Below are 22,896 nucleotides of genomic sequence, written 5' to 3'. Positions count from 1 at the left end.
GTCCGGATCACCGGCACCGTCGTCCGCATGCGCCGTCCCGGGCCGCGCGGCGCGGGCACCGTGCGGCTGCGGGTGCTGGCCGGGGCCGACGTCCCGCACGTACGGATCACGCTGGACGAGGACGCCTACCGGATCGCGGGGCACGCCCATCTCGTCGGGCTGCCGGTGCGGGTGCTCGGCCGGCTGGAGAGCCGGGGCGGATTCCGCCGGCTCACCGGCGCCTGCGAGATCGCACCCGTACAGGTCGACGACGCGGAGCGGGACCGGCTGCTGAAGGCGGTCCAGGAGCACGTGGAGGTGGCGGCCTTCTTCGAGGAGACCTGCGGCGGGGACGGCGAGGACGACGGCGACCGCGGGGACTGATTTCGCGGTGAGCGGGCCGTGGTCGGTACGATCGCCCTCATGCGTGCGCTCCGGTATGGCGCCGCAGCCCCACTTCAGTCAGGAGAGACCGGTGTCAGACGTCCGTGTGATCATCCAACGCGATTCCGAGCGGGAAGAACGCGTGGTGACTACGGGCACGACGGCCGCCGAGCTCTTCGCCGGCGAGCGCTCGATCGTCGCCGCCCGCGTGTCCGGTGAGCTGAAGGACCTCGCCTACGAGGTCCAGGACGGCGAGACCGTCGAGGGTGTCGAGATCTCCTCCGAGGACGGTCTGGCCATTCTGCGCCACTCCACCGCGCACGTCATGGCGCAGGCCGTGCAGGAGCTGTTCCCCGAGGCCAAGCTGGGCATCGGCCCGCCCGTCAAGGACGGCTTCTACTACGACTTCGACGTCGAGAAGCCCTTCCACCCCGATGACCTCAAGGCCATCGAGAAGAAGATGCAGGAGATCCAGAAGCGCGGCCAGCGCTTCTCGCGCCGCGTCGTCACCGACGACGCCGCCCGCGAGGAGCTCGCCGACGAGCCGTACAAGCTGGAGCTGATCGGCCTCAAGGGCTCCGCGTCCCACGACGACGGCGCGGACGTCGAGGTCGGCGCCGGCGAGCTGACGATCTACGACAACCTGGACGCCAAGACCGGCGAGCTGTGCTGGAAGGACCTCTGCCGCGGTCCCCACCTGCCCACCACCCGGAACATCCCGGCGTTCAAGCTGATGCGCAACGCCGCCGCCTACTGGCGCGGCAGCGAGAAGAACCCGATGCTCCAGCGCATCTACGGCACCGCCTGGCCGTCCAAGGACGAGCTGAAGGCGCACCTGGAGTTCCTCGCCGAGGCCGAGAAGCGCGACCACCGCAAGCTCGGCAGCGAGCTGGACCTGTTCTCCGTCCCGGAGCAGATCGGCTCCGGCCTCGCCGTCTTCCACCCCAAGGGCGGTGTGATCCGCCGGGTCATGGAGGACTACTCGCGGCGCCGCCACGAGGAGGAGGGGTACGAGTTCGTCTACACCCCGCACGCGACGAAGGGGAAGCTCTTCGAGACCTCGGGCCACCTGGACTGGTACGCCGACGGCATGTACCCGCCCATGCAGCTCGACGAGGGCGTGGACTACTACCTCAAGCCCATGAACTGCCCGATGCACAACCTGATCTTCGACGCGCGCGGCCGCTCGTACCGTGAACTGCCGCTGCGCCTGTTCGAGTTCGGGACCGTGTACCGGTACGAGAAGTCGGGCGTCGTGCACGGCCTGACCCGGGCCCGCGGCTTCACCCAGGACGACGCGCACATCTACTGCACCCGCGAGCAGATGTCGGAGGAGCTCGACAAGACCCTCACCTTCGTGCTGAACCTGCTGCGCGACTACGGCCTGACCGACTTCTACCTGGAGCTGTCCACCAAGGACCCGGAGAAGTTCGTCGGCTCCGACGAGGCATGGGAAGAGGCCACCGAGACGCTCCGCCAGGTCGCCGAGAAGCAGGGCCTGCCCCTGGTCCCGGACCCGGGCGGCGCCGCCTTCTACGGCCCGAAGATCTCCGTCCAGACCAAGGACGCCATCGGCCGCACCTGGCAGATGTCGACCATCCAGCTCGACTTCAACCTGCCGGAGCGCTTCGACCTGGAGTACACCGGCGCGGACGGTGCCAAGCAGCGTCCGGTCATGATCCACCGCGCGCTGTTCGGCTCGATCGAGCGCTTCTTCGCGGTGCTCCTGGAGCACTACGCGGGCGCCTTCCCGGCGTGGCTGGCGCCGGTGCAGGCGGTGGGAATCCCGGTGGGTGACGCTCACGTGCAGTACCTGGAGGAGTTCGCGGCCGAGGCGCGGCGGAAGGGGCTGCGCGTCGACGTGGATTCCTCCTCGGACCGGATGCAGAAGAAGATCCGCACGCAGCAGAAGCAGAAGGTCCCGTTCATGATCATCGTCGGGGACGAGGACATGCACGGAGGTACGGTGTCGTTCCGCTACCGCGACGGGTCGCAGGAGAACGGCATTCCGCGTGACCAGGCGCTGGCGAAGCTCGTTGATGTCGTGGAGCGCCGGATTCAGGTGTGACGTGCTCCCCGCCTGTACGGGGACCGTCCGTTCATGCCAGTTGTCGGACACACGAAGGTGCTGTTGATCCCCGCAAGCGCGGGGATCGGCCCCCGGGAGGAGCTCCCGGGGGCCCTTTCAGGTTCCAGGCGCCGACGCCATATGCTGCACGCATGACGAGTGAGCCGGAGCAGCAGCTGGGAGTGGGCACGCCGGACGCGTTCCAGCGCCTGTGGACGCCCCACCGGATGGCCTACATCCAGGGCGAGAACAAGCCGAGCGGCCCCGGAGCCGACGACGGCTGCCCCTTCTGCTCGATCCCGGCCAAGTCCGACGAGGACGGTCTGATCGTCCGGCGCGGCGAGCACGTCTACGCGGTGCTCAACCTGTACCCCTACAACGGCGGCCACCTGATGGTCGTGCCGTACCGCCACGTCGCCGACTACACCGAGCTGAACGCCGTGGAGACCGCGGAGCTGGCCGAGCTCACCAAGCAGGCGATGACGGCCCTGCGCACCGCGTCCGGCGCCCACGGTTTCAACATCGGCATGAACCAGGGCACGGTGGCGGGCGCGGGCATCGCCGCTCACCTGCACCAGCATGTGGTGCCCCGCTGGGGCGGCGACACCAATTTCCTTCCCGTGATTGGCCACACCAAGGTCCTGCCCCAGCTCCTGGGTGACACCCGCAAGATGCTGGCGGAGGCCTGGCCTACGTAGCGAGGCCTACGCGTTGTACAGATCCGCCTTCCCGGGCGTCGGATCCTGTACCGCCGTGCTGAGGAACGCCGACCGCGCCCCGAACTTCTCCGTGTCCACGCCGTTCTCCTCCAGCACCCTGATCGCCGACGAGTGCACCACCCGCAGCACCGGCGCCGCCGCCCGCAACGCGTCGTCGGCCATGAAGCGGTGACGCCACGGCTGGTCCGCCCACGCGTGGCGCAGCCCGAACGGCTCCGGCAGGCCGATCGTGCCGCCGAGCCAGTTCAGCAGCGGCGGATACCAGGTGAGCGGGGCGCGGACGGCGAGCCGTACGACCTCGTTCGCGGTGACCAGCGGGAGCATCACCTTGCGCGTCTCCCACGGCTTGAACGACTTGGCGACCTCCTTGGAGGGAGCCTCCGGCTTGGTGGTGAACAGCGGGTTCACCGGGCCCAGGGCGTGGCCGGTGACCTCGATGCGCAGCGTCTCGTGCAGCACGGTCACCGTGATCAGCATGGTGATGACCAGCTGGCCGTCCCACAGGGTCCACTGGACGCCCAGGTAGTGCCGGTCACCGGCGCCGAACTGCTGCTTGTTGCAGATGTCCTGTATCGCGTGCGACTTGACCTGGTACGCCTCGACGTCCGTGCCCTCCGGACGGGACACCGCCTTGGCGTTCTCCCCGATGGGCGTCACGACCCAGTGCCGTATGGACGGCTTCGTGAAGCCGCCGGTGTTGAGCGGGCCGCGCTCCAGCATGCGCAGCTGGTCGTGGATGGCCCGGACGACGTCCCAGCTGCGGAAGGGGTGGATCTCCCGGGCCGGGTCGGCCGGCACCAGGTTCTCGGCGAGCTGCCAGCTGCCCCAGCGGGTGCCCATCCCGAGTATGCCCTTGGGGCCGGCGTAGAAGACCGAGTTGGACTGCTGCTCGGCGCCGAGCTTGGCCAGTGACTGGCGCAGTTGCTCGGCCGCGGTCTCACCCGGGTTGCTGGGCACCGCCTCGGGGACCTTGGCGCCGACGCCGCTGCCCGACAGGAGGCCGTCCCAGCGCTCCCGCAGGTCCCTCGCCGTGCCCTCGCAGATCCGCTTGGCCCAGAACCAGCCGACGACGGGCAGGACGACCGCGGCGCGCGCGTACCAGGCCCAGAAGCCGGAGAAGGGCATCTTGACGAGGAACAGCACGGCCAGCGCGGCGATCGCCACGAGCACCGCGGTGCCCAGTGCCCCGGCCTGTTTGTTCTCCGCCTTGGCGACGGTGGTGCGGATCTGGAAGCCGAGCAGCCAGACCAGCATGCCGGGCAGGAAGAGCAGGCCGCACAGCACGATCACCGTGGACAGCCGGGCGTCGCGCGCCTTGCGGATGCCGTTGGCCGCCAGGCAGTGCTCGACGACCACCTGCGGCTCGGCACCGAAGGACTGGATGAGGGGCTTGCGGCCGCTGCCCAGCATCCGGTCGGCCACCGCGCGGGAGAAGGCCTCGCCGAGGTTGGGCCGGAAGATCGTGGCCCAGGACCGGCCCGCGTTGAGGGTCGTCTGGTGCCATTCGTTGTCGGCCTTCTTGATCTCCGCCAACTCGCTGTCCCGGTAGGCGGCCGAGGCCAGCGCGAAGGTGGCCGTCTGGCCTCCGTCGTCCGTACGCGGCACCTGCGGTCCGAAGAAGTCCGCGTAACCGCCGTCAACGGTCATTCCCGCCCCCGATCGCCACCACTGTCGCTCCTGCGGCCTTCCCGACTTCCGTGCCCGGCACACCTGTTGATCAGGTCATCAGCGTATCCGCCGACACCGACATGCGGCACCGGACGGCGAAAGGCGCCCCCGCGCGCGCGGTTTGCGCCGTTGTGCGCCCGGACCGGGCAGGTCGGTAACGAGCCTCTTCCGGGCGGGAGTTGAACGCGCGGCCGGCGCGGAGGAGTCCGCGCCGGCCCCCTGCCGCGCACCCCTAGGACGCCGCCCGCAGCTCCTCCCGGAGGCGTTCCGCGATCTGCGGCGGCATCGGTTCGTGCCGCGCGTAACGGCGGCCGAAGCGCGCGGTGCCGTGCGTCAGGGAGCGCAGGTCCACCGCGTACCGGCCGATCTCGATCTCCGGCACCTCGGCCCTGATCAAGGTCCGCCCGCCGCTCGTCTGCTCGGTGCCGAGCACCTTGCCGCGCCGTCCGGACAGGTCGCTCATCACGGCGCCCACGTAGTCGTCGCCGACCAGCACGCTCACCTCGGCCACCGGCTCCAGCAGATGGATCCTCGCCTCGGCCGCGGCCTCCCGCAGCGCCAGCGCGCCGGCCGTCTGGAAGGCGGCGTCGGAGGAGTCCACCGAGTGCGCCTTGCCGTCCCGCAGCGTGACCCGCACGTCGATCAGCGGATGCCCCGCGACGACGCCCTTGGCGGCCTGCGCGCGGACGCCCTTCTCGACGGACGGAATGAACTGCCGGGGCACCGCGCCGCCGACCACCTCGTCCACGAACTCGATGCCCGAACCGCCCGGCATCGGCTCCACCTCGATCTCGCAGATGGCGTACTGTCCGTGCCCGCCGGACTGCTTCACGTGCCGCCCGCGCCCGGCCGCCCGGTCCCCGAAGGTCTCCCGCAGGCAGACCCGGTGGGGAACGACGTCGACCTGGACGCCGTAGCGGCTGCGCAGCCGCTCCAGCGCCACGTCGGCGTGGGCCTCGCCCAGGCACCACAGGACCACCTGGTGCGTGTCCTGGTTCTGCTCCAGGCGCATCGTCGGGTCCTCGGCGACCAGCCGCGAAAGCCCCTGGGAGAGCTTGTCCTCGTCCGGCTTGCTGTGCGCCTGGATGGCGAGCGGCAGCAGCGGGTCCGGCATCTCCCACGGCGCCATCAGCAACGGGTCGTCCTTGGCCGAGAGCGTGTCCCCGGTCTCCGCGCGGCTCAGCTTGGCCACGCACGCCAGGTCGCCCGCGATCACGTGCGAGACCGGCCGCTGCTGCTTGCCGAAGGGGGTCGACAGGGCGCCGATCCGCTCGTCGACGTCGTGGTCCTCGTGGCCGCGGTCGGCCAGCCCGTGCCCGGAGACGTGCACCGTCTGGTCGGCGCGCAGGGTGCCGGAGAACACGCGGACCAGCGAGATCCGCCCCACGTACGGGTCGGAGGACGTCTTGACGACCTCCGCGACCAGCGACTCGTCGGGATCGCACATCCGCAGCTCGCGCGGAGCGCCGTCGGGCGTGGTGACCCGGGGCGCCTCGCGCTCCAAGGGGGTCGGGAAGCCGCGCGTGACCAGCTCCAGCAGTTCGACCGTGCCCAGCCCCTGCCGGGCTCCCTCGGCCGCGGGGGCGGCGGCCAGCACGGGGAAGAACACCCCGCGCGCCACGGCCCGTTCCAGATCCTCGATGAGTGTCCTGACGTCCACCTGCTCGCCGCCGAGATAGCGCTCCATGAGGGTCTCGTCCTCGCTCTCCGAGATGATCCCCTCGATCAGCATGGAGCGGGCCTCGTCGAGCGACGGCAACTGTTCCTCGCCCGGCTCGGACTCCTCGCGCTCGCCGGACGCGTAGTCGTACAGCTTCCGCGACAGCAGCCCGACGAGTCCCGTCACGGGTGCGTGCCCGTCGGGCGCCTGCGGCCCGTGCAGCGGCAGGTACAGCGGCAGCACGGCGTCCGGATCGTCCCCGCCGAAGGCCTCCGCGCAGATCCGCGTCATCTCCTCGAAGTCCGCGCGGGCGGCCTCCAGATGCGTGACCACGATGGCGCGCGGCATGCCGACGGCGGCGCACTCCTCCCACACCATGCGGGTCGAGCCGTCCACTCCGTCGGAGGCCGAGACGACGAAGAGGGCCGCGTCCGCCGCCCGCAGACCGGCCCTCAGCTCACCGACGAAGTCGGCGTACCCGGGAGTGTCCAGGAGATTGATCTTGATGCCGTCCCATTCGACCGGCACCAGCGAGAGCTGTACGGAGCGCTGCTGCCGGTGCTCCATCTCGTCGTAGTCCGAGACGCAGCCGCCGTCCTCCACGCGGCCCGCCCGGTTCAGTGCTCCCGCCGTCAGCGCGAGAGCTTCCACCAGAGTCGTCTTGCCCGATCCGGAGTGGCCGACCAGCACCACATTCCGTACGGACGTGGGATGGTCGGCCGCCGTAGCCCTTCCGGCGGCTCCGGGACGGGTGTGTGCCTTGTCGCCCATGTCCTTGCCTCCCGTGCACGGTGAGGTCACTGTGGGCGCGGACACGCGGGACCGCGTGCACTGGCGGCTCCGGCGACGCCCGCGGTCCTTCGAGCTTTCCACTCCCGTCACGCCGCGTCCATACGACGGGCCCGATCCCGCCGCCCACCGGCCGCCCACCAGGGGCTCAGGGTGCCCGTCCGTCGCCCCCGCGCGCGCGTGGCTACGATGGGCCAGCCGGTGGCCAGCAGGGGCCGCGGCCACACCGACCGTCGGGAAGGCCATGCTGAACAAGTACGCGCGTGCATTTTTTACGCGTGTCCTCACACCGTTCGCCGCGTTTCTCATCCGCCGGGGCGTCAGCCCGGACACGGTCACGCTGATCGGCACCGCCGGTGTGGTCGCGGGTGCGCTGGTCTTCTACCCCATGGGTGAGTTCTTCTGGGGCACGGTCGTGATCACGCTCTTCGTTTTCTCCGACCTCGTCGACGGCAACATGGCCCGCCAGCTCGGCCGCTCCAGCCGCTGGGGCGCCTTCCTGGACTCCACGCTGGACCGGGTCGCCGACGGCGCGATCTTCGGCGGCTTCGCCCTCTGGTACGCGGGCGGCGGCGACGACATCGCGCTGTGCGCCGTGTCGATCTTCTGCCTGGCCAGTGGCCAGGTGGTGTCGTACACCAAGGCGCGCGGCGAGTCGATCGGCCTGCCGGTCGCCGTCAACGGACTGGTCGAGCGCGCCGAACGACTCGTCGTCTCGCTGGTCGCGGCCGGTCTCGCGGGACTGCACGCGTTCGGCGTGCCGGGCATCCAGTACCTGCTGCCGATCGCCCTGTGGATCGTCGCCGTCGGCAGCCTCGTCACGCTCATCCAGCGCGTCGTCACGGTCCGCCGGGAGGCCGCCGAGGCGGACGCCGCCGCGCAGGAGAGCCAGGGCACCGAGGCGGCCAAGTGAGCGCTCGGGACCGGCTGACCGACGGCCTGTACGGCGCCGGCTGGAGCACCGTGAGGAAGCTCCCCGAGCCGGTCGCCGTGCGGCTCGGCCGCACGGTCGCGGACGTCGCCTGGAAGCAGCGCGGCGCGGGCGTACGGCGCCTGGAGAGCAACTACGCGCGCGTGGTGCCGGACGCGAGCCCCGAGCGGCTCGCCGCGCTCTCGCGCGCGGGCATGCGCTCGTACCTGCGCTACTGGATGGAGTCCTTCCGTCTCCCCGCGTGGAGCACCGAGCGGATCAGGTCCGGCTTCGCGGGCGAGGACCTGCACCACCTCACCGACGGCATGGACGCCGGCAAGGGCGTGGTGCTCGCCCTCCCGCACCTGGCCAACTGGGACCTCGCGGGTGCCTGGGTCACCACCGAGCTGGGCATCCCCTTCACCACGGTCGCCGAACGCCTCAAGCCGGAGACCCTCTACGACCGTTTCGTCGCCTACCGCGAGGGCCTCGGCATGGAGGTCCTGCCGCACAGCGGCGGCACGGCGTTCGGCACGCTGGCCCGGCGGCTGCGCGACGGCGGCCTGGTCTGCCTGGTCGCCGACCGCGACCTGTCCGCCTCCGGAGTGGAGGTCGACTTCTTCGGCGATACGGCCCGGATGCCCGCGGGGCCGGCCCTGCTGGCGCTGCAGACCGGCGCACGACTGCTGCCGGTGACGCTCTGGTACGACGAGTCGCCCGTCATGAAGGGCCGGGTGCATCCGCCGGTGGTGGTCCCCGAGTCAGGTACCCGGGCCGAGAAGACGTCTGTCATGACACAGGCGCTGGCCGATGCCTTCGCCACGGGGATCGCCGACCACCCGGAGGACTGGCACATGCTCCAGCGCTTGTGGCTGAAGGACCTCGACCCCGCCAAGGCCCCCGCGGCGGCCGACGGGCAGGGCGCCTCGTGAGGATCGGCATCGTCTGCCCCTACTCCTGGGACGTGCCGGGCGGCGTCCAGTTCCACATCCGGGACCTGGCCGAGTACTTCATCCGTCTCGGTCACGAGGTCTCCGTACTCGCCCCCGCCGACGACGACACCCCACTGCCGCCGTACGTCGTCTCGGCCGGCCGCGCGGTGCCGGTCCCGTACAACGGCTCGGTGGCCCGCCTCAACTTCGGCTTCCTGTCGGCGGCCCGGGTGCGGCGCTGGCTGCACGACGGCGCCTTCGACGTCATCCACATCCACGAACCGACCTCGCCCTCGCTCGGCCTGCTGACCTGCTGGGCGGCACAGGGCCCGATCGTGGCGACCTTCCACACGTCCAACCCCCGCTCCCGCGCGATGATCGCCGCGTACTCGATCCTCCAGGCCGCCCTGGAGAAGATCAGCGCCCGCATCGCGGTGAGCGAGTACGCCCGCCGGACCCTCGTCGAGCACCTCGGCGGGGACGCGGTCGTCATCCCCAACGGCGTCGACGTCGACTTCTTCGCGGGCGCCGAGCCGAAGCCCGAGTGGCAGGGCGACACGATCGGCTTCATAGGGCGCATCGACGAACCCCGCAAGGGCCTGCCGGTGCTGATGCGGGCGCTGCCGAAGATCCTCGCCGCCCGCCCCGGGGCCCGGCTGCTCGTCGCCGGGCGCGGCGACGAGAAGGAGGCCGTGGCGTCCCTGCCCGCCGAGCTGCGCCCCCGGGTGGAGTTCCTCGGCATGGTCAGCGACGAGGACAAGGCCCGCTTCCTGCGCAGCGTCGACCTGTACGTGGCCCCCAACACCGGCGGCGAGAGCTTCGGGATCATCCTGGTCGAGGCCATGTCGGCCGGCGCCCCCGTACTCGCCTCGGACCTGGACGCCTTCGCCCAGGTCCTCGACCGGGGGGCGGCCGGTGAACTGTTCCCCAACGAGGACGCCGACGCCCTGGCCGACGCGGCGGTACGGCTCCTCGCGGACCCGGAGCGCCGCACCGTCCTGCGGGAACGGGGCAGCGCCCACGTACGGCGCTTCGACTGGTCCACGGTCGGCGCGGACATCCTGTCGGTCTACGAGACGGTCACGGCGGGCGCGGCAGCGGTGGCGGCGGACGACCGGGCGACGGGGCTGAGGGCGAGATTCGGCCTGGCGCGGGAGTGAGGCTGACTCTCCAGCCGACGTTCGGAATCCTCGGCCCGTCCGGCGTCTGAGGACGAGGCCGTCCACGCCGAAAGCGGGGGCCCGGGGGCGGCGGCCCCCGGCGGCGCCCGCACCGAGGCACCCCGCCGGCCCGGCGGAGCGCTCCCGTAGGGTTGCGCCCCGTGACCGCAACCCTCATCTGGATCCTGGCCGTCCTCGTGGCGATCGGCCTGTACCTGAGCTGGACGGCGGGGCGGCTGGACCGGCTGCACGCCCGGATCGACGCCGCCCGTGCCGCCCTCGACGCGCAGCTGCTGCGCAGGGCGTCCGTGGCCCAGGAACTCGCCACCTCCGGTGTGCTCGACCCGGCCGCCTCCATCGTCCTGTACGAGGCCGCCCACGCCGCCCGGCAGGCCGAGGAGGAGCACCGGGAGGTCGCCGAGAGCGAGCTGAGCCAGGCCCTGCGGGCGGTGTTCGCCGACCCGCCGCAGGTGGACATCCTGCGCGAGGCGCCCGGGGGAGAGGAGGCGATCCACGAGTTGGCCGAGGCCGTACGGCGCGTCCCGATGGCCCGGCGGTTCCACAACGACGCGGTGGGAGCCGCGCGCAGGCTGCGCGAGCACCGCAAGGTCCGCTGGTTCCGCCTCGCCGGACACGCTCCCTTCCCGCTGGCCTTCGAGATGGACGACGAGTCGCCGGCGGCCCTGGTGGACAGGGCGGCGTAGAGCCCACGTCTCCCGTCGCCCCGGCGGGCGTTCCGCGCCCCGGTCCAAAAGGATCCACCGGCTGTCCATTGGCCCTTGCTGCGGCCTGGTCCGTTCGCGTTTCCTCGGAGCTGCACAAACCCCCCTTCCTTCAGTGAGGTACCCGTGTCCAGCACGCTCTCCGAGAACCAGACCCCCGAGACCGGCACCGCCCGCGTGAAGCGCGGCATGGCCGAGCAGCTCAAGGGCGGCGTGATCATGGACGTCGTCACGCCGGAGCAGGCGAAGATCGCCGAGGACGCGGGCGCCGTCGCCGTCATGGCCCTGGAGCGGGTCCCGGCCGACATCCGCAAGGACGGCGGCGTGGCCCGGATGTCCGACCCGGACATGATCGAGGGCATCATCGGCGCGGTCTCCATCCCCGTGATGGCCAAGTCCCGCATCGGCCACTTCGTCGAGGCCCAGGTCCTGCAGTCCCTCGGCGTCGACTACATCGACGAGTCCGAGGTCCTCACCCCGGCCGACGAGGTCAACCACAGCGACAAGTTCGCCTTCACCACCCCCTTCGTCTGCGGCGCCACCAACCTCGGTGAGGCCCTGCGCCGCATCGCCGAGGGCGCCGCGATGATCCGCTCCAAGGGCGAGGCCGGCACCGGCAACGTCGTCGAGGCCGTCCGCCACCTGCGCCAGATCAAGAACGAGATCGCCCGGCTGCGCGGCTACGACAACAACGAGCTGTACGCCGCCGCCAAGGAGCTGCGCGCCCCGTACGAGCTGGTCCGGGAGGTCGCCGAGCTGGGCAAGCTCCCCGTGGTCCTCTTCTCCGCCGGCGGTGTCGCCACCCCGGCCGACGCCGCGCTCATGCGCCAGCTCGGCGCCGAGGGCGTCTTCGTCGGCTCCGGCATCTTCAAGTCCGGTGACCCGGCCAAGCGCGCCGCCGCCATCGTGAAGGCGACCACCTTCTACGACGACCCGAAGATCATCGCGGAGGCGTCCCGCAACCTCGGCGAGGCCATGGTCGGCATCAACTGCGACACCCTCCCCGAGACCGAGCGCTACGCGAACCGCGGCTGGTAGGACGAGGACACCGCAACCATGAGCGACACCCCCGTCATCGGCGTCCTGGCCCTCCAGGGCGACGTACGGGAGCACCTCGTCGCCCTGGCCACGGCCGACGCCGTGGCCAGGCCGGTCAGGCGCCCCGAAGAACTCGCCGAGGTCGACGGCCTGGTCCTGCCCGGCGGCGAGTCCACCACCATCTCCAAACTGGCCGTCCTCTTCGGAATGATGGAGCCCCTCCGCGCGCGTGTGCGGGACGGACTGCCCGTCTACGGCACCTGCGCCGGCATGATCCTGCTGGCCGACAAGATCCTCGACCCGCGCTCCGGGCAGGAGACGGTCGGCGGCATCGACATGATCGTGCGGCGCAACGCCTTCGGACGGCAGAACGAGTCCTTCGAGGCGGCCGTCGGCATCAAGGGCGTCGAGGGCGATCCTGTGGAGGGCGTCTTCATCCGCGCCCCCTGGGTGGAGTCCGTGGGCGCCACGGCCGAGGTGCTCGCCGAGCACGAGGGCCACATCGTCGCGGTCCGCCAGGGCAACGCTCTGGCCACGTCGTTCCACCCGGAGCTGACCGGCGACCACCGCGTGCACCGCCTCTTCGCCGACATGGTGCGCGCGAACCGGGCGGCGGAGTCCTTGTAGGATTCCTGCGTTCGTTCGTTCAAAGACGGGTTACGCGAAGGAGACAGGCAGATGTCCGGCCACTCTAAATGGGCCACGACGAAGCACAAGAAGGCCGTCATCGATGCCAAGCGCGGCAAGCTCTTCGCGAAGCTGATCAAGAACATCGAGGTCGCGGCCCGGATGGGGGGCGTCGACATCGAGGGCAACCCGACGCTCTACGACGCCATCCAGAAGGCGAAGAAGCAGTCGGTCCCGAACAAGAACATCGACTCCGCGGTCAAGCGCGGCGGTGGCCTCGAGGCCGGCGGCGCCGACTACGAGACGATCATGTACGAGGGTTACGGTCCGAACGGTGTCGCGGTACTCATCGAGTGCCTCACCGACAACCGCAACCGCGCCGCCTCCGACGTCCGCGTCGCCATGACCCGCAACGGCGGCTCCATGGCCGACCCGGGCTCGGTGTCGTACCTGTTCAACCGCAAGGGCGTCGTGATCGTGCCCAAGGGCGAGCTGGGCGAGGACGACGTCCTGGCCGCCGTCCTGGACGCGGGCGCCGAGGAGGTCAACGACCTCGGCGAGACCTTCGAGGTACTCAGCGAGGCCACCGACCTGGTCGCGGTCCGCACCGCCCTCCAGGACGCCGGCATCGACTACGAGTCCGCCGACGCCAACTTCGTTCCGACCATGCAGGTCGAGCTGGACGAGGAGGGCGCACGGAAGATCTTCAGGCTGATCGACGCCCTGGAGGACAGCGACGACGTGCAGAACGTCTTCGCCAACTTCGACGTGAGCGACGAGGTCATGGAGAAGGTCGACGCGTAGCACCGCCGCGCGCACGACGATTCCGGCGGGCCGGGGACACGTCCCCGGCCCGCCGCCGTTGTCGGTGGCACCCGATAGCCTGCACAAACAGGCGATCGATGTGAGGGGAGCCGTGCGTTGCGCGTACTGGGGGTGGACCCGGGGCTGACCCGCTGCGGGATCGGTGTCGTGGAGGGCGTCGCGGGGCGGCCGCTCACCATGCTCGGCGTCGGAGTGGTCCGTACGCCCGCGAACGCGGAACTCGGCCACCGCCTGGTCGCCGTCGAGCAGGGCATCGAGCAGTGGCTGGACGAGCACCGTCCTCAGTACGTCGCCGTGGAGCGCGTCTTCAGCCAGCACAACGTCCGCACGGTCATGGGCACCGCCCAGGCCAGCGCCGTCGCCATCCTGTGCGCCTCCCGCCGCGGCATCCCCGTCGCCCTGCACACCCCCAGCGAGGTCAAGGCCGCCGTCACCGGCAGCGGACGCGCCGACAAGGCGCAGGTCGGTGCCATGGTCACCCGGCTGCTGCGGCTCGCCGAACCGCCCAGGCCCGCCGACGCCGCCGACGCCCTCGCGCTCGCCATCTGCCACATCTGGCGTGCCCCCGCACAGAACCGGCTCCAGCAGGCCGTGGCCCTGCACGCCTCGAAAGCCCCGAAGACCCCGAAAGCCCCGACCGCACCGAAAGGCCGTACGACATGATCGCCTTCGTCAGCGGCACGGTCGCCGCCCTCGCCCCCGACGCCGCGGTGGTCGAGGTCGGCGGCGTCGGCATGGCCGTCCAGTGCACGCCGAACACGCTCTCCACCCTCCGCATCGGCAAGCCCGCCAAGCTCGCCACCTCGCTCGTCGTCCGCGAGGACTCGCTCACCCTGTACGGCTTCGCCGACGACGACGAGCGCCAGGTCTTCGTGCTGCTCCAGACGGCCAGCGGCGTCGGCCCCCGGCTGGCCCAGGCGATGCTCGCCGTGCACAGTCCCGACGCCCTGCGCAGAGCTGTCTCCACCGGCGACGAGAAGGCGCTCACCGCCGTTCCCGGTATCGGCAAGAAGGGCGCGCAGAAGCTGCTCCTGGAACTGAAGGACCGGCTCGGCGAGCCCATCGGGGCCCCCGCCGTCGGCGCGCCGGTCAGCGCCGGCTGGCGCGACCAGCTGCACGCGGCGCTCATCGGCCTCGGGTACGCGACCCGCGAGGCCGACGAGGCCGTCTCCGCCGTGGCGCCCCAGGCGGCGGCCGCAGGGGGAACGCCCCAGGTGGGGCAGCTGCTGAAGGCGGCCCTGCAGACCCTGAACCGCGCCCGATAGCCCGTACCGAGAGCCGAGGCACACCACATGAACTGGGACGACACGACCGACACGGACGCCGCGGGCGAACGGCTGGTGGGTGCGTCCGCCGACGGCGAGGACCAGGCCGTGGAGGCCGCCCTGCGCCCCAAGGACCTGGGCGAGTTCATCGGCCAGGAGAAGGTCCGCGAGCAGCTCGACCTCGTGCTGCGCGCCGCACGCGCGCGTGGGGCGACCGCCGACCACGTGCTGCTCTCCGGCGCCCCCGGCCTCGGCAAGACCACCCTCTCGATGATCATCGCGGCCGAGATGGGCGCCCCCATCCGCATCACCTCCGGCCCCGCCATCCAGCACGCCGGCGACCTCGCGGCGATCCTCTCCTCCCTCCAGGAGGGCGAGGTCCTCTTCCTCGACGAGATCCACCGCATGTCGAGGCCCGCCGAGGAGATGCTCTACATGGCGATGGAGGACTTCCGCGTCGACGTCATCGTCGGCAAGGGCCCGGGCGCCACCGCCATCCCCCTGGAGCTGCCGCCCTTCACCCTGGTCGGCGCCACCACGCGCGCGGGGCTGCTGCCGCCCCCGTTGCGCGACCGCTTCGGGTTCACCGCGCACATGGAGTTCTACGGACCGGCCGAACTGGAACGCGTCATCCACCGCTCGGCGGGCCTGCTCGACGTCGAGATCGACACCGCCGGCGCCGCCGAGATCGCCGGCCGCTCCCGGGGCACCCCCCGCATCGCCAACCGCCTGCTGCGCCGGGTCCGGGACTACGCCCAGGTCAAGGCCGACGGCCTGATCACCCAGGAGATCGCCGCGGCCGCCCTCGCGGTCTACGAGGTCGACGCCCGGGGCCTGGACCGGCTGGACCGGGGTGTGCTGGAGGCCCTGCTCAAGCTGTTCGGCGGCGGTCCCGTCGGCCTGTCCACGCTCGCCGTCGCCGTGGGGGAGGAGCGTGAGACAGTGGAAGAGGTCGCCGAACCCTTCCTCGTACGGGAGGGTCTGCTCGCCCGCACCCCGCGCGGACGCGTGGCGACCCCGGCCGCATGGGCGCACCTCGGCCTCACCCCGCCGCGTTCGCAGAGTTCGGGAAACGGACAACAGGACTTGTTCGGGGCGTGACGACACCGTCACGAAGAGGACATTCGCCGGAGCAGGAACCCCGGTGCCATGCTGAGCGTTGTTCCATGCGCGCGGACTCGCTTAGACTCCGCCGATGCCGCCCTTGTCGGCGGCGCACACACCCCCAACCATCAGGCCGCTCACCATCGCGGTCGTGTGAAGGAAGTACCGACCCGTGAGTCTCGTGACCCTCCTCCCGTTCATCGTGCTCATCGGGGCCATGTTCCTGATGACCCGGTCGGCGAAGAAGAAGCAGCAGCAGGCCGCCGACATGCGGAACCAGATGCAGCCCGGTTCCGGAGTCCGCACCATCGGGGGCATGTACGGCACGGTCAAGGAGGTCAACGAGGACACGGTCCTCCTCGACGCCGGGCCGGGCGTCGAGCTGCTCTTCGCCAAGAACTCCATCGGTGCCGTCCTCACCGACGACGAGTACAACCGCATCGTCCACGGCATCGAGCACGACCTGAAGTCCGACGCCGACGTCGTGCCGGACGACGCCTCCTCCCTCACCGAGACCGACGCCTCCGCCGACGACGCTGCCGCCTCCGACGGCAAGTCCGTCGACCTCGGCAAGAAGGACGCGGACGACGAGCCGGCCGACGAGCCGACCGTCGACGCCGCGCCCGCCGAGGCGAAGACCGACGAGCAGCCGAAGAAGTCCGACGGCGGTTCCGAGGCGAAGTAGCCGTGCCCCGGGGTGCGCGGGTCGTTCCCGCGTGCTCCGTGTGACGCGCGGCTCGCACGGATCCGGACATCATGTGATGGCCGCCGGTGACGCCTACCCGGCGCGAAGCGGCCCGAGAGGGAGTACGCAAAGGTGGTAGCACCTAAAAAGGGAAAGAATGCGAGCGCTCAGAGCAGGCCCGGGCGCTCGCTGGCCCTGATTCTGATCGCCATCGTGGCGCTCACCGGGGGCATGTTCGCCGCCGGACACACGACTCCGCGTCTCGGCATCGACCTGGCCGGCGGCACCAGCATCACGCTCCGCGCTGTTCCGGAGGCGGGCCAGGAGTCCGCGATCAACAAGACCAACATGGACACCGCGGTCGAGATCATGGAGCGCCGTGTCAATGGTCTGGGTGTCTCCGAGGCCGAGGTGCAGACCCAGGGCGACCGGAACATCATCGTCAACATCCCCAAGGGCACGAACTCCGAGGAAGCGCGGCAGCAGGTCGGTACCACCGCCAAGCTCTACTTCCGCCCGGTCCTCGCCACCGAACTCTCCGGCGCGAACGCGACCGGCAGCCCCTCGCCGAGTGCCACCGGCAACGCCTCCGACAAGGCGACCGACAAGGCCACGGACGGCGCGGCCGACCCGGACAAGGCCGCCGACGGGGACAAGGCGAGCGATTCGCCCTCCGGCTCCCCCTCGGCGAACTCCAGCCCCCAGGGCCGCGCGGCCAGCGACGCCCTGAAGGCCGACCCCAGCCCGTCCGGCGGGGCCTCCGACGGCGCCTCTCCGTCCCCGAGCGCCAGCGCCCCCGGTGACGACGCGAACGCCAAGCTCCAGGCCGAGTACACCGCACTGGACTGCACCGACGCGGCGGCCCGGGCCAAGGCGGGCGACGGCGCCAAGCAGGGCGACTCGATGGTGGCCTGCGGCCAGAACGCGCAAGGCCAGTGGCAGAAGTACATCCTGGGCCCGGCCGCGGTCGACGGTACGGACGTCGACAGTTCCGAGGCCGTCTTCAACACGCAGACCGCCGCCGGCTGGACCGTGACGATGAAGTTCACGGACGGCGGCGCCAAGAAGTTCGCGGACATCACCGGCAAGCTGGCGCAGAACCAGTCCCCGCAGAACCAGTTCGCCATCGTCCTGGACAACGAGGTCGTCTCCGACCCGTACGTCAGCCAGGCGCTCACCGGCGGCAGCGCGGAGATCTCCGGCAGCTTCGACCAGGAGGAGGCCCAGGGCCTCGCCAACATGCTGTCCTACGGTGCTCTGCCGCTGACCTTCAAGGAGGACAGCGTCACCACCGTCACCGCCGCGCTCGGCGGTGACCAGCTCGAGGCGGGTCTGATCGCCGGCGCGATCGGCCTCGCCCTGGTCATCCTCTACCTGCTGGTCTACTACCGCGGCCTGTCGTTCATCGCCGTCGCCTCGCTGCTGGTCTCCGCGGGTCTCACGTACGTGATCATGTCGCTGCTCGGCCCGACCATCGGCTTCGCGCTGAACCTGCCGGCCGTGTGCGGTGCCATCGTCGCCATCGGCATCACGGCGGACTCGTTCATCGTGTACTTCGAACGCGTCCGTGACGAGATCCGGGAAGGACGCTCGCTGCGACCCGCCGTGGAGCGGGCCTGGCCGCGCGCCCGGCGTACCATCCTGGTCTCCGACTTCGTGTCGTTCCTCGCCGCCGCGGTGCTCTTCGTCGTCACCGTCGGCAAGGTGCAGGGCTTCGCGTTCACCCTGGGTCTGACCACGCTGCTCGATGTGGTGGTGGTGTTCCTCTTCACCAAGCCGCTGCTGACGCTGATGGCCCGGCGCAGGTTCTTCGCGAGCGGTCACAAGTGGTCCGGCCTCGACCCGAAGAGCCTGGGTGCCAAGCCGCCGCTGCGGCGCACCCGCCGTCCCGCCCGCCCCGTCGCCGGCCCTGTCGACCCGAAGGAGGCGTGAGAATGGGAAAGCTCGGCACCCTCGGCGCCCGACTGCACCATGGCGAGATCGGCTACGACTTCGTCAAGAACCGCAAGCTCTGGTACGGCATCTCCATCCTCATCACCATCACGGCCATCGTCGGCCTGGCGGTGCGCGGCCTGCACATGGGCATCGAGTTCCAGGGCGGCGCGGTCTTCACCACCCCGAAGAACGTGAGCGCCTCGGTCTCCCAGGCCGAGACCTACGCGGAAGAGGCCTCGGGCCACGACGCGATCGTCCAGAAGCTCGGCGACGGCAGCCTCCGCATCCAGATCGCCGGCACCGACACCGCGAAGTCGGACCAGATCAAGGAAGAGCTGTCCAAGAACCTGGACGTCCCGGCGGAGAAGATCAACGCCGACCTGGTCGGGCCCAGTTGGGGTGATCAGATCGCCAACAAGGCCTGGCAGGGCCTAGGGATCTTCATGGTCCTGGTGGTGATCTATCTGGCGATCGCGTTCGAGTGGCGCATGGCGCTCGCCGCGTTCGTCGCGCTGATCCACGACATCACCATCACGGTGGGTATCTACGCCCTCGTCGGGTTCGAGGTCACACCGGGCACGGTGATCGGTCTGCTCACGATCCTCGGCTATTCGCTCTACGACACGGTCGTGGTCTTCGACAGCCTCAAGGAGCAGACGCGAGACATCACCAAACAGACCCGCTGGACCTACGGCGAGATCGCCAACCGTTCGATCAACAGCACCCTGGTCCGCTCCATCAACACCACGGTGGTCGCGCTGCTGCCGGTGGGCGGACTGCTGTTCATCGGTGGCGGTGTCCTCGGCGCCGGCATGCTCAACGACATCTCGCTGTCGCTGTTCGTCGGCCTCGCCGCGGGCGCGTACTCGTCGATCTTCATCGCCACGCCGCTCGTCGCCGACCTCAAGGAGGCCGAGCCGCAGATGAAGGCGCTCAAGAAGCGCGTCCTCGCCAAGCGCGCCCAGGCCGCGGCCAAGGGCGAGCCGGCGGAGAACGCCGTCGACGAGGAGCGATACGCCGTCTACGACGATGACGATGGCGACGCCGACGAGCCCGAGGACGCGACGCCCGCGGTCGTCGGCCCCCGCAACCAGCCGGCGTCCCGCAACAGGGGCCGCGGCCGACCCTCGGGGAAGCGCCGATGACCGGGACGACCGACATCACGGAGCTGCTGCTCAGCCGTATCCGGGATGTGGCGGACTACCCGGAGCCGGGCGTTGTGTTCAAGGACATCACCCCGCTCCTGGCCGACCCGGCCGCGTTCACCGCGCTGACCGACGCGCTCGCGGAGGTCGCCGAGCACACCGGCGCCACCAAGGTGGTCGGCCTGGAGGCCCGCGGCTTCATCCTCGGCGCCCCGGTGGCGCTGAGGGCCGGCCTCGGCTTCATTCCCGTGCGCAAGGCGGGCAAGCTCCCCGGAGCCACCCTCAGCCAGGCGTACGAGCTGGAGTACGGCTCGGCCGAGATCGAGGTGCACGCCGAGGACCTGGCCGCCGGTGACCGGGTGCTGGTCGTCGACGACGTCCTCGCCACCGGCGGCACCGCCGAGGCCTCGCTGGAGCTCATCCGCCGGGCGGGCGCGCAGGTCGCCGGTCTCGCCGTCCTGATGGAGCTGGGCTTCCTCGGCGGGCGGGGACGCCTGGAGCCTGCCCTCGCCGGGGCACCGCTGCGGGCGCTGCTCACGGTCTGACAGCCCTCGTCGCACAGCGGAGGCGGGCCCGGAGGAATCCGGCGCCCGCCTCACGCGTTTCTCGGGTTGACGGCCCTCACAGTGGCCGGAAGGCGATCCCGGAGTGCAGGATCGCTACCATGGGGTTTCCGGAGCCTGACCGGGGGACCCGGATCGCGCACGAGGAGTCCTCTTGCCAGACGAGGCCCAGCCACTGACCGCCGCAAAGCCCGAGTCCGCCTCGGCGCCCGCGGCGAAGCCCGCGCCCACTTCGCCGCAGGCGAAGAACGACACCCGCGGGCCGATCCAGCACGCCCCGGCCGCGCCCGTCGACAAGCCGGCCGATCAGCAGCCGCGTCCCAAGCCGATCCCGCCCGAGCGCGAACGGAACGCGCCCGTGGTCCGCGCGCCCTCCGGGCAGCCCGCCCGCTCCGGCTCCTCCAACCGCGTCCGCGCCCGCCTCGCCCGTCTCGGCGTGCAGCGGGCCAACCCGTACAACCCGGTCCTGGAGCCGCTGCTGCGGATAGTGCGCAGCAACGACCCCAAGATCGAGACGGCGACGCTGCGCCAGATCGAGCGCGCCTACCAGGTCGCCGAACGCTGGCACCGCGGCCAGAAGCGCAAGAGCGGCGACCCGTACATCACGCATCCGCTCGCCGTCACCACCATCCTCGCCGAGCTGGGCATGGACCCCGCCACGCTGATGGCCGGTCTCCTGCACGACACCGTCGAGGACACCGAGTACGGCCTCGAGGACCTGCGCCGCGACTTCGGCGACGTGGTCACCCTCCTCGTCGACGGCGTCACCAAGCTCGACAAGGTGAAGTTCGGCGAGGCCGCGCAGGCCGAGACCGTGCGCAAGATGGTCGTCGCCATGGCGAAGGACCCGCGCGTCCTGGTCATCAAGCTCGCCGACCGCCTGCACAACATGCGCACCATGCGCTATCTCAAGCGCGAGAAGCAGGAGAAGAAGGCGCGCGAGACCCTGGAGATCTACGCGCCGCTCGCCCACCGGCTGGGCATGAACACCATCAAGTGGGAGCTGGAGGACCTCGCCTTCGCGATCCTCTACCCCAAGATGTACGACGAGATCGTGCGCCTGGTCGCCGAGCGCGCCCCCAAGCGCGACGAGTACCTCGCCATCGTCACCGACGAGGTCCAGCAGGACCTGCGCGCGGCCCGCATCAAGGCGACCGTCACCGGCCGCCCCAAGCACTACTACAGCGTCTACCAGAAGATGATCGTCCGCGGCCGTGACTTCGCGGAGATCTACGACCTGGTGGGCATCCGCGTCCTCGTGGACACCGTCCGCGACTGCTACGCGGCGCTGGGCACCGTGCACGCGCGATGGAACCCGGTCCCCGGCCGGTTCAAGGACTACATCGCGATGCCCAAGTTCAACATGTACCAGTCGCTGCACACGACGGTCATCGGGCCCAACGGCAAGCCGGTCGAGCTGCAGATCCGCACCTTCGACATGCACCGCCGCGCCGAGTACGGCATCGCCGCGCACTGGAAGTACAAGCAGGAGGCCGTCGCCGGCGCCTCCAAGGTCCGCACCGACGCGCCGAAGTCGTCCGGCAAGGGCAAGGACGACCACCTCAACGACATGGCGTGGCTGCGGCAGCTCCTCGACTGGCAGAAGGAGACCGAGGACCCAGGCGAGTTCCTGGAGTCCCTGCGCTTCGACCTCTCCCGCAACGAGGTCTTCGTCTTCACCCCCAAGGGCGACGTCATAGCGCTGCCCGCGAGCGCCACCCCCGTGGACTTCGCGTACGCGGTGCACACCGAGGTCGGCCACCGCACCATAGGGGCACGGGTCAACGGCCGTCTCGTCCCGCTGGAGTCCACCCTGGACAACGGCGACCTGGTGGAGGTCTTCACCTCCAAAGCGGCCGGCGCGGGCCCCTCCCGCGACTGGCTCGGCTTCGTCAAGTCGCCGCGCGCCCGCAACAAGATCCGCGCCTGGTTCTCCAAGGAGCGCCGCGACGAGGCGATCGAGCAGGGCAAGGACTCCATCGTCCGCGCCATGCGCAAGCAGAACCTGCCGATCCAGCGGATCCTGACCGGCGACTCCCTGGTCACGCTCGCCCACGAGATGCGCTACTCGGACATCTCCGCGCTGTACGCGGCGATCGGCGAGGGCCATGTCTCCGCGCAGAACATCGTGCAGAAACTGGTGCAGGCGCTCGGCGGCGAGGAGGCCGCCACCGAGGAGATCGACGAGTCGGTACCGCCGGCCCACGGCCGCGGCCGCAAACGCCGGACCAACGCCGACCCGGGCGTCGTGGTCAAGGGCGTGGAGGACGTGTGGATCAAGCTGGCCCGCTGCTGCACGCCCGTCCCCGGTGACCCGATCATCGGCTTCGTCACCCGCGGCAGTGGCGTATCCGTTCACCGCAGCGACTGCGTGAACGTGGACTCGCTGTCCCGGGAGCCCGAGCGCATCCTCGAGGTCGAGTGGGCACCCAGCCAGTCCTCCGTCTTCCTGGTCGCCATCCAGGTCGAGGCTCTGGACCGCTCCCGGCTGCTGTCGGACGTCACGCGCGTGCTGTCCGACCAGCACGTCAACATCCTCTCCGCGGCCGTCCAGACCTCCCGCGACCGCGTCGCCACCTCCCGCTTCACCTTCGAGATGGGCGACCCGAAGCACCTCGGGCACGTCCTGAAGGCCGTACGGGGCGTCGAGGGCGTCTACGACGTGTACCGGGTGACATCGGCGCGCAGGCCGTCGTAGCGGCCGTCGCACAGGCAGAG

18 protein-coding genes and 2 pseudogenes are annotated in these 22,896 nt (G+C 70.7%); 18 read left to right on the top strand and 2 right to left on the bottom strand.

What is annotated here, in order from left to right:
• From EBH09_RS06145 to EBH09_RS06135, 3 genes and pseudogenes are all read left to right on the top strand, one after another.
• A pseudogene (locus EBH09_RS06145) lies at nucleotides 1-363 on the top strand (hypothetical protein); the annotation flags it as partial.
• A 91-nt stretch (nucleotides 364-454) separates the two neighbouring features.
• Nucleotides 455-2,431: a threonine--tRNA ligase gene (thrS, locus tag EBH09_RS06140; protein ID WP_121745936.1), complete on the top strand. Its 1,977-nt coding sequence runs from the start codon at nucleotides 455-457 to the stop codon at nucleotides 2,429-2,431.
• Between the two features lie 152 nt (nucleotides 2,432-2,583).
• Nucleotides 2,584-3,129 (top strand): HIT domain-containing protein, encoded by a 546-nt coding sequence (locus tag EBH09_RS06135; protein WP_121745935.1) that lies wholly within the window; start codon nucleotides 2,584-2,586, stop codon nucleotides 3,127-3,129.
• Nucleotides 3,130-3,135: 6 nt separating this feature from the next.
• Here EBH09_RS06135 and EBH09_RS06130 read toward each other — a convergent pair whose 3' ends face one another.
• Both EBH09_RS06130 and EBH09_RS06125 read right to left on the bottom strand, forming a co-directional pair.
• Entirely contained in the window at nucleotides 3,136-4,797 is a 1,662-nt protein-coding gene (locus tag EBH09_RS06130) for a hypothetical protein (protein WP_121745934.1), read from the bottom strand.
• A gap of 253 nt (nucleotides 4,798-5,050) precedes the next feature.
• Nucleotides 5,051-7,249, bottom strand: coding sequence for an elongation factor G-like protein EF-G2 (locus EBH09_RS06125; RefSeq protein WP_121745933.1), 2,199 nt, complete (start codon nucleotides 7,247-7,249; stop codon nucleotides 5,051-5,053).
• 207 nt (nucleotides 7,250-7,456) lie between these two features.
• On the opposite strand from EBH09_RS06125, the pseudogene pgsA reads away from it, so the two are divergent.
• The 15 genes and pseudogenes from pgsA to relA all read left to right on the top strand — a co-directional run bounded on the left by pgsA (nucleotide 7,457) and on the right by relA (nucleotide 22,876).
• A pseudogene (gene pgsA, locus EBH09_RS06120) lies at nucleotides 7,457-8,180 on the top strand (phosphatidylinositol phosphate synthase).
• Nucleotides 8,177-9,109, top strand: a complete 933-nt coding sequence (locus EBH09_RS06115; protein WP_121745931.1) for a phosphatidylinositol mannoside acyltransferase — start codon at nucleotides 8,177-8,179, stop codon at nucleotides 9,107-9,109. Before pgsA ends, EBH09_RS06115 begins: the two are co-directional and overlap by 4 nt.
• Nucleotides 9,106-10,269: a glycosyltransferase family 4 protein gene (locus tag EBH09_RS06110; protein WP_121745930.1), complete on the top strand. Its 1,164-nt coding sequence runs from the start codon at nucleotides 9,106-9,108 to the stop codon at nucleotides 10,267-10,269. Before EBH09_RS06115 ends, EBH09_RS06110 begins: the two co-directional genes overlap by 4 nt.
• A 161-nt stretch (nucleotides 10,270-10,430) precedes the next feature.
• A complete protein-coding gene (locus tag EBH09_RS06105) occupies nucleotides 10,431-10,973 on the top strand; it encodes a hypothetical protein (RefSeq protein WP_121745929.1) in 543 nt (180 codons plus the stop codon).
• A 144-nt stretch (nucleotides 10,974-11,117) separates the two neighbouring features.
• The gene (pdxS, locus tag EBH09_RS06100) at nucleotides 11,118-12,029 is read left to right on the top strand and encodes a pyridoxal 5'-phosphate synthase lyase subunit PdxS (RefSeq protein WP_121745928.1); all 912 of its coding nucleotides are present in this window, start codon (nucleotides 11,118-11,120) and stop codon (nucleotides 12,027-12,029) included.
• A gap of 18 nt (nucleotides 12,030-12,047) precedes the next feature.
• Nucleotides 12,048-12,656, top strand: coding sequence for a pyridoxal 5'-phosphate synthase glutaminase subunit PdxT (gene pdxT / locus EBH09_RS06095; RefSeq protein WP_121745927.1), 609 nt, complete (start codon nucleotides 12,048-12,050; stop codon nucleotides 12,654-12,656).
• Between the two features lie 51 nt (nucleotides 12,657-12,707).
• Nucleotides 12,708-13,460: a YebC/PmpR family DNA-binding transcriptional regulator gene (locus EBH09_RS06090; protein WP_121745926.1), complete on the top strand. Its 753-nt coding sequence runs from the start codon at nucleotides 12,708-12,710 to the stop codon at nucleotides 13,458-13,460.
• A gap of 117 nt (nucleotides 13,461-13,577) precedes the next feature.
• The gene (gene ruvC, locus EBH09_RS06085) at nucleotides 13,578-14,144 is read left to right on the top strand and encodes a crossover junction endodeoxyribonuclease RuvC (RefSeq protein WP_121745925.1); all 567 of its coding nucleotides are present in this window, start codon (nucleotides 13,578-13,580) and stop codon (nucleotides 14,142-14,144) included.
• Nucleotides 14,141-14,746 carry a Holliday junction branch migration protein RuvA gene (gene ruvA, locus EBH09_RS06080; RefSeq protein ID WP_121745924.1) on the top strand — a complete coding sequence of 202 codons (606 nt, stop codon included), beginning with the start codon at nucleotides 14,141-14,143 and terminating at the stop codon, nucleotides 14,744-14,746. The genes ruvC and ruvA overlap by 4 nt, the downstream gene beginning before the upstream one ends.
• Nucleotides 14,747-14,773: 27 nt before the next feature.
• Nucleotides 14,774-15,847, top strand: coding sequence for a Holliday junction branch migration DNA helicase RuvB (ruvB, locus tag EBH09_RS06075; RefSeq protein ID WP_121745923.1), 1,074 nt, complete (start codon nucleotides 14,774-14,776; stop codon nucleotides 15,845-15,847).
• A 175-nt stretch (nucleotides 15,848-16,022) separates the two neighbouring features.
• Entirely contained in the window at nucleotides 16,023-16,535 is a 513-nt protein-coding gene (gene yajC / locus EBH09_RS06070) for a preprotein translocase subunit YajC (protein WP_121745922.1), read from the top strand.
• Nucleotides 16,536-16,667: 132 nt separating this feature from the next.
• The gene (gene secD / locus EBH09_RS06065) at nucleotides 16,668-18,467 is read left to right on the top strand and encodes a protein translocase subunit SecD (RefSeq protein WP_193776127.1); all 1,800 of its coding nucleotides are present in this window, start codon (nucleotides 16,668-16,670) and stop codon (nucleotides 18,465-18,467) included.
• A gap of 2 nt (nucleotides 18,468-18,469) precedes the next feature.
• Entirely contained in the window at nucleotides 18,470-19,615 is a 1,146-nt protein-coding gene (gene secF, locus EBH09_RS06060) for a protein translocase subunit SecF (RefSeq protein ID WP_121745921.1), read from the top strand.
• A complete protein-coding gene (locus tag EBH09_RS06055; RefSeq protein ID WP_121745920.1) occupies nucleotides 19,612-20,160 on the top strand; it encodes an adenine phosphoribosyltransferase in 549 nt (182 codons plus the stop codon). The genes secF and EBH09_RS06055 overlap by 4 nt, the downstream gene beginning before the upstream one ends.
• Nucleotides 20,161-20,332: 172 nt before the next feature.
• Nucleotides 20,333-22,876, top strand: a complete 2,544-nt coding sequence (gene relA, locus EBH09_RS06045) for a GTP pyrophosphokinase (RefSeq protein ID WP_121745919.1) — start codon at nucleotides 20,333-20,335, stop codon at nucleotides 22,874-22,876.
• Nucleotides 22,877-22,896: the final 20 nt, after the last annotated feature.

The organism is Streptomyces sp. E2N166, from assembly GCF_003671715.1.
Lineage (GTDB): Bacteria > Actinomycetota > Actinomycetes > Streptomycetales > Streptomycetaceae > Streptomyces > Streptomyces thinghirensis.
Note: the sequence above shows the minus strand (reverse complement) of the source record. Positions and strands in the feature narration are given on the sequence as shown.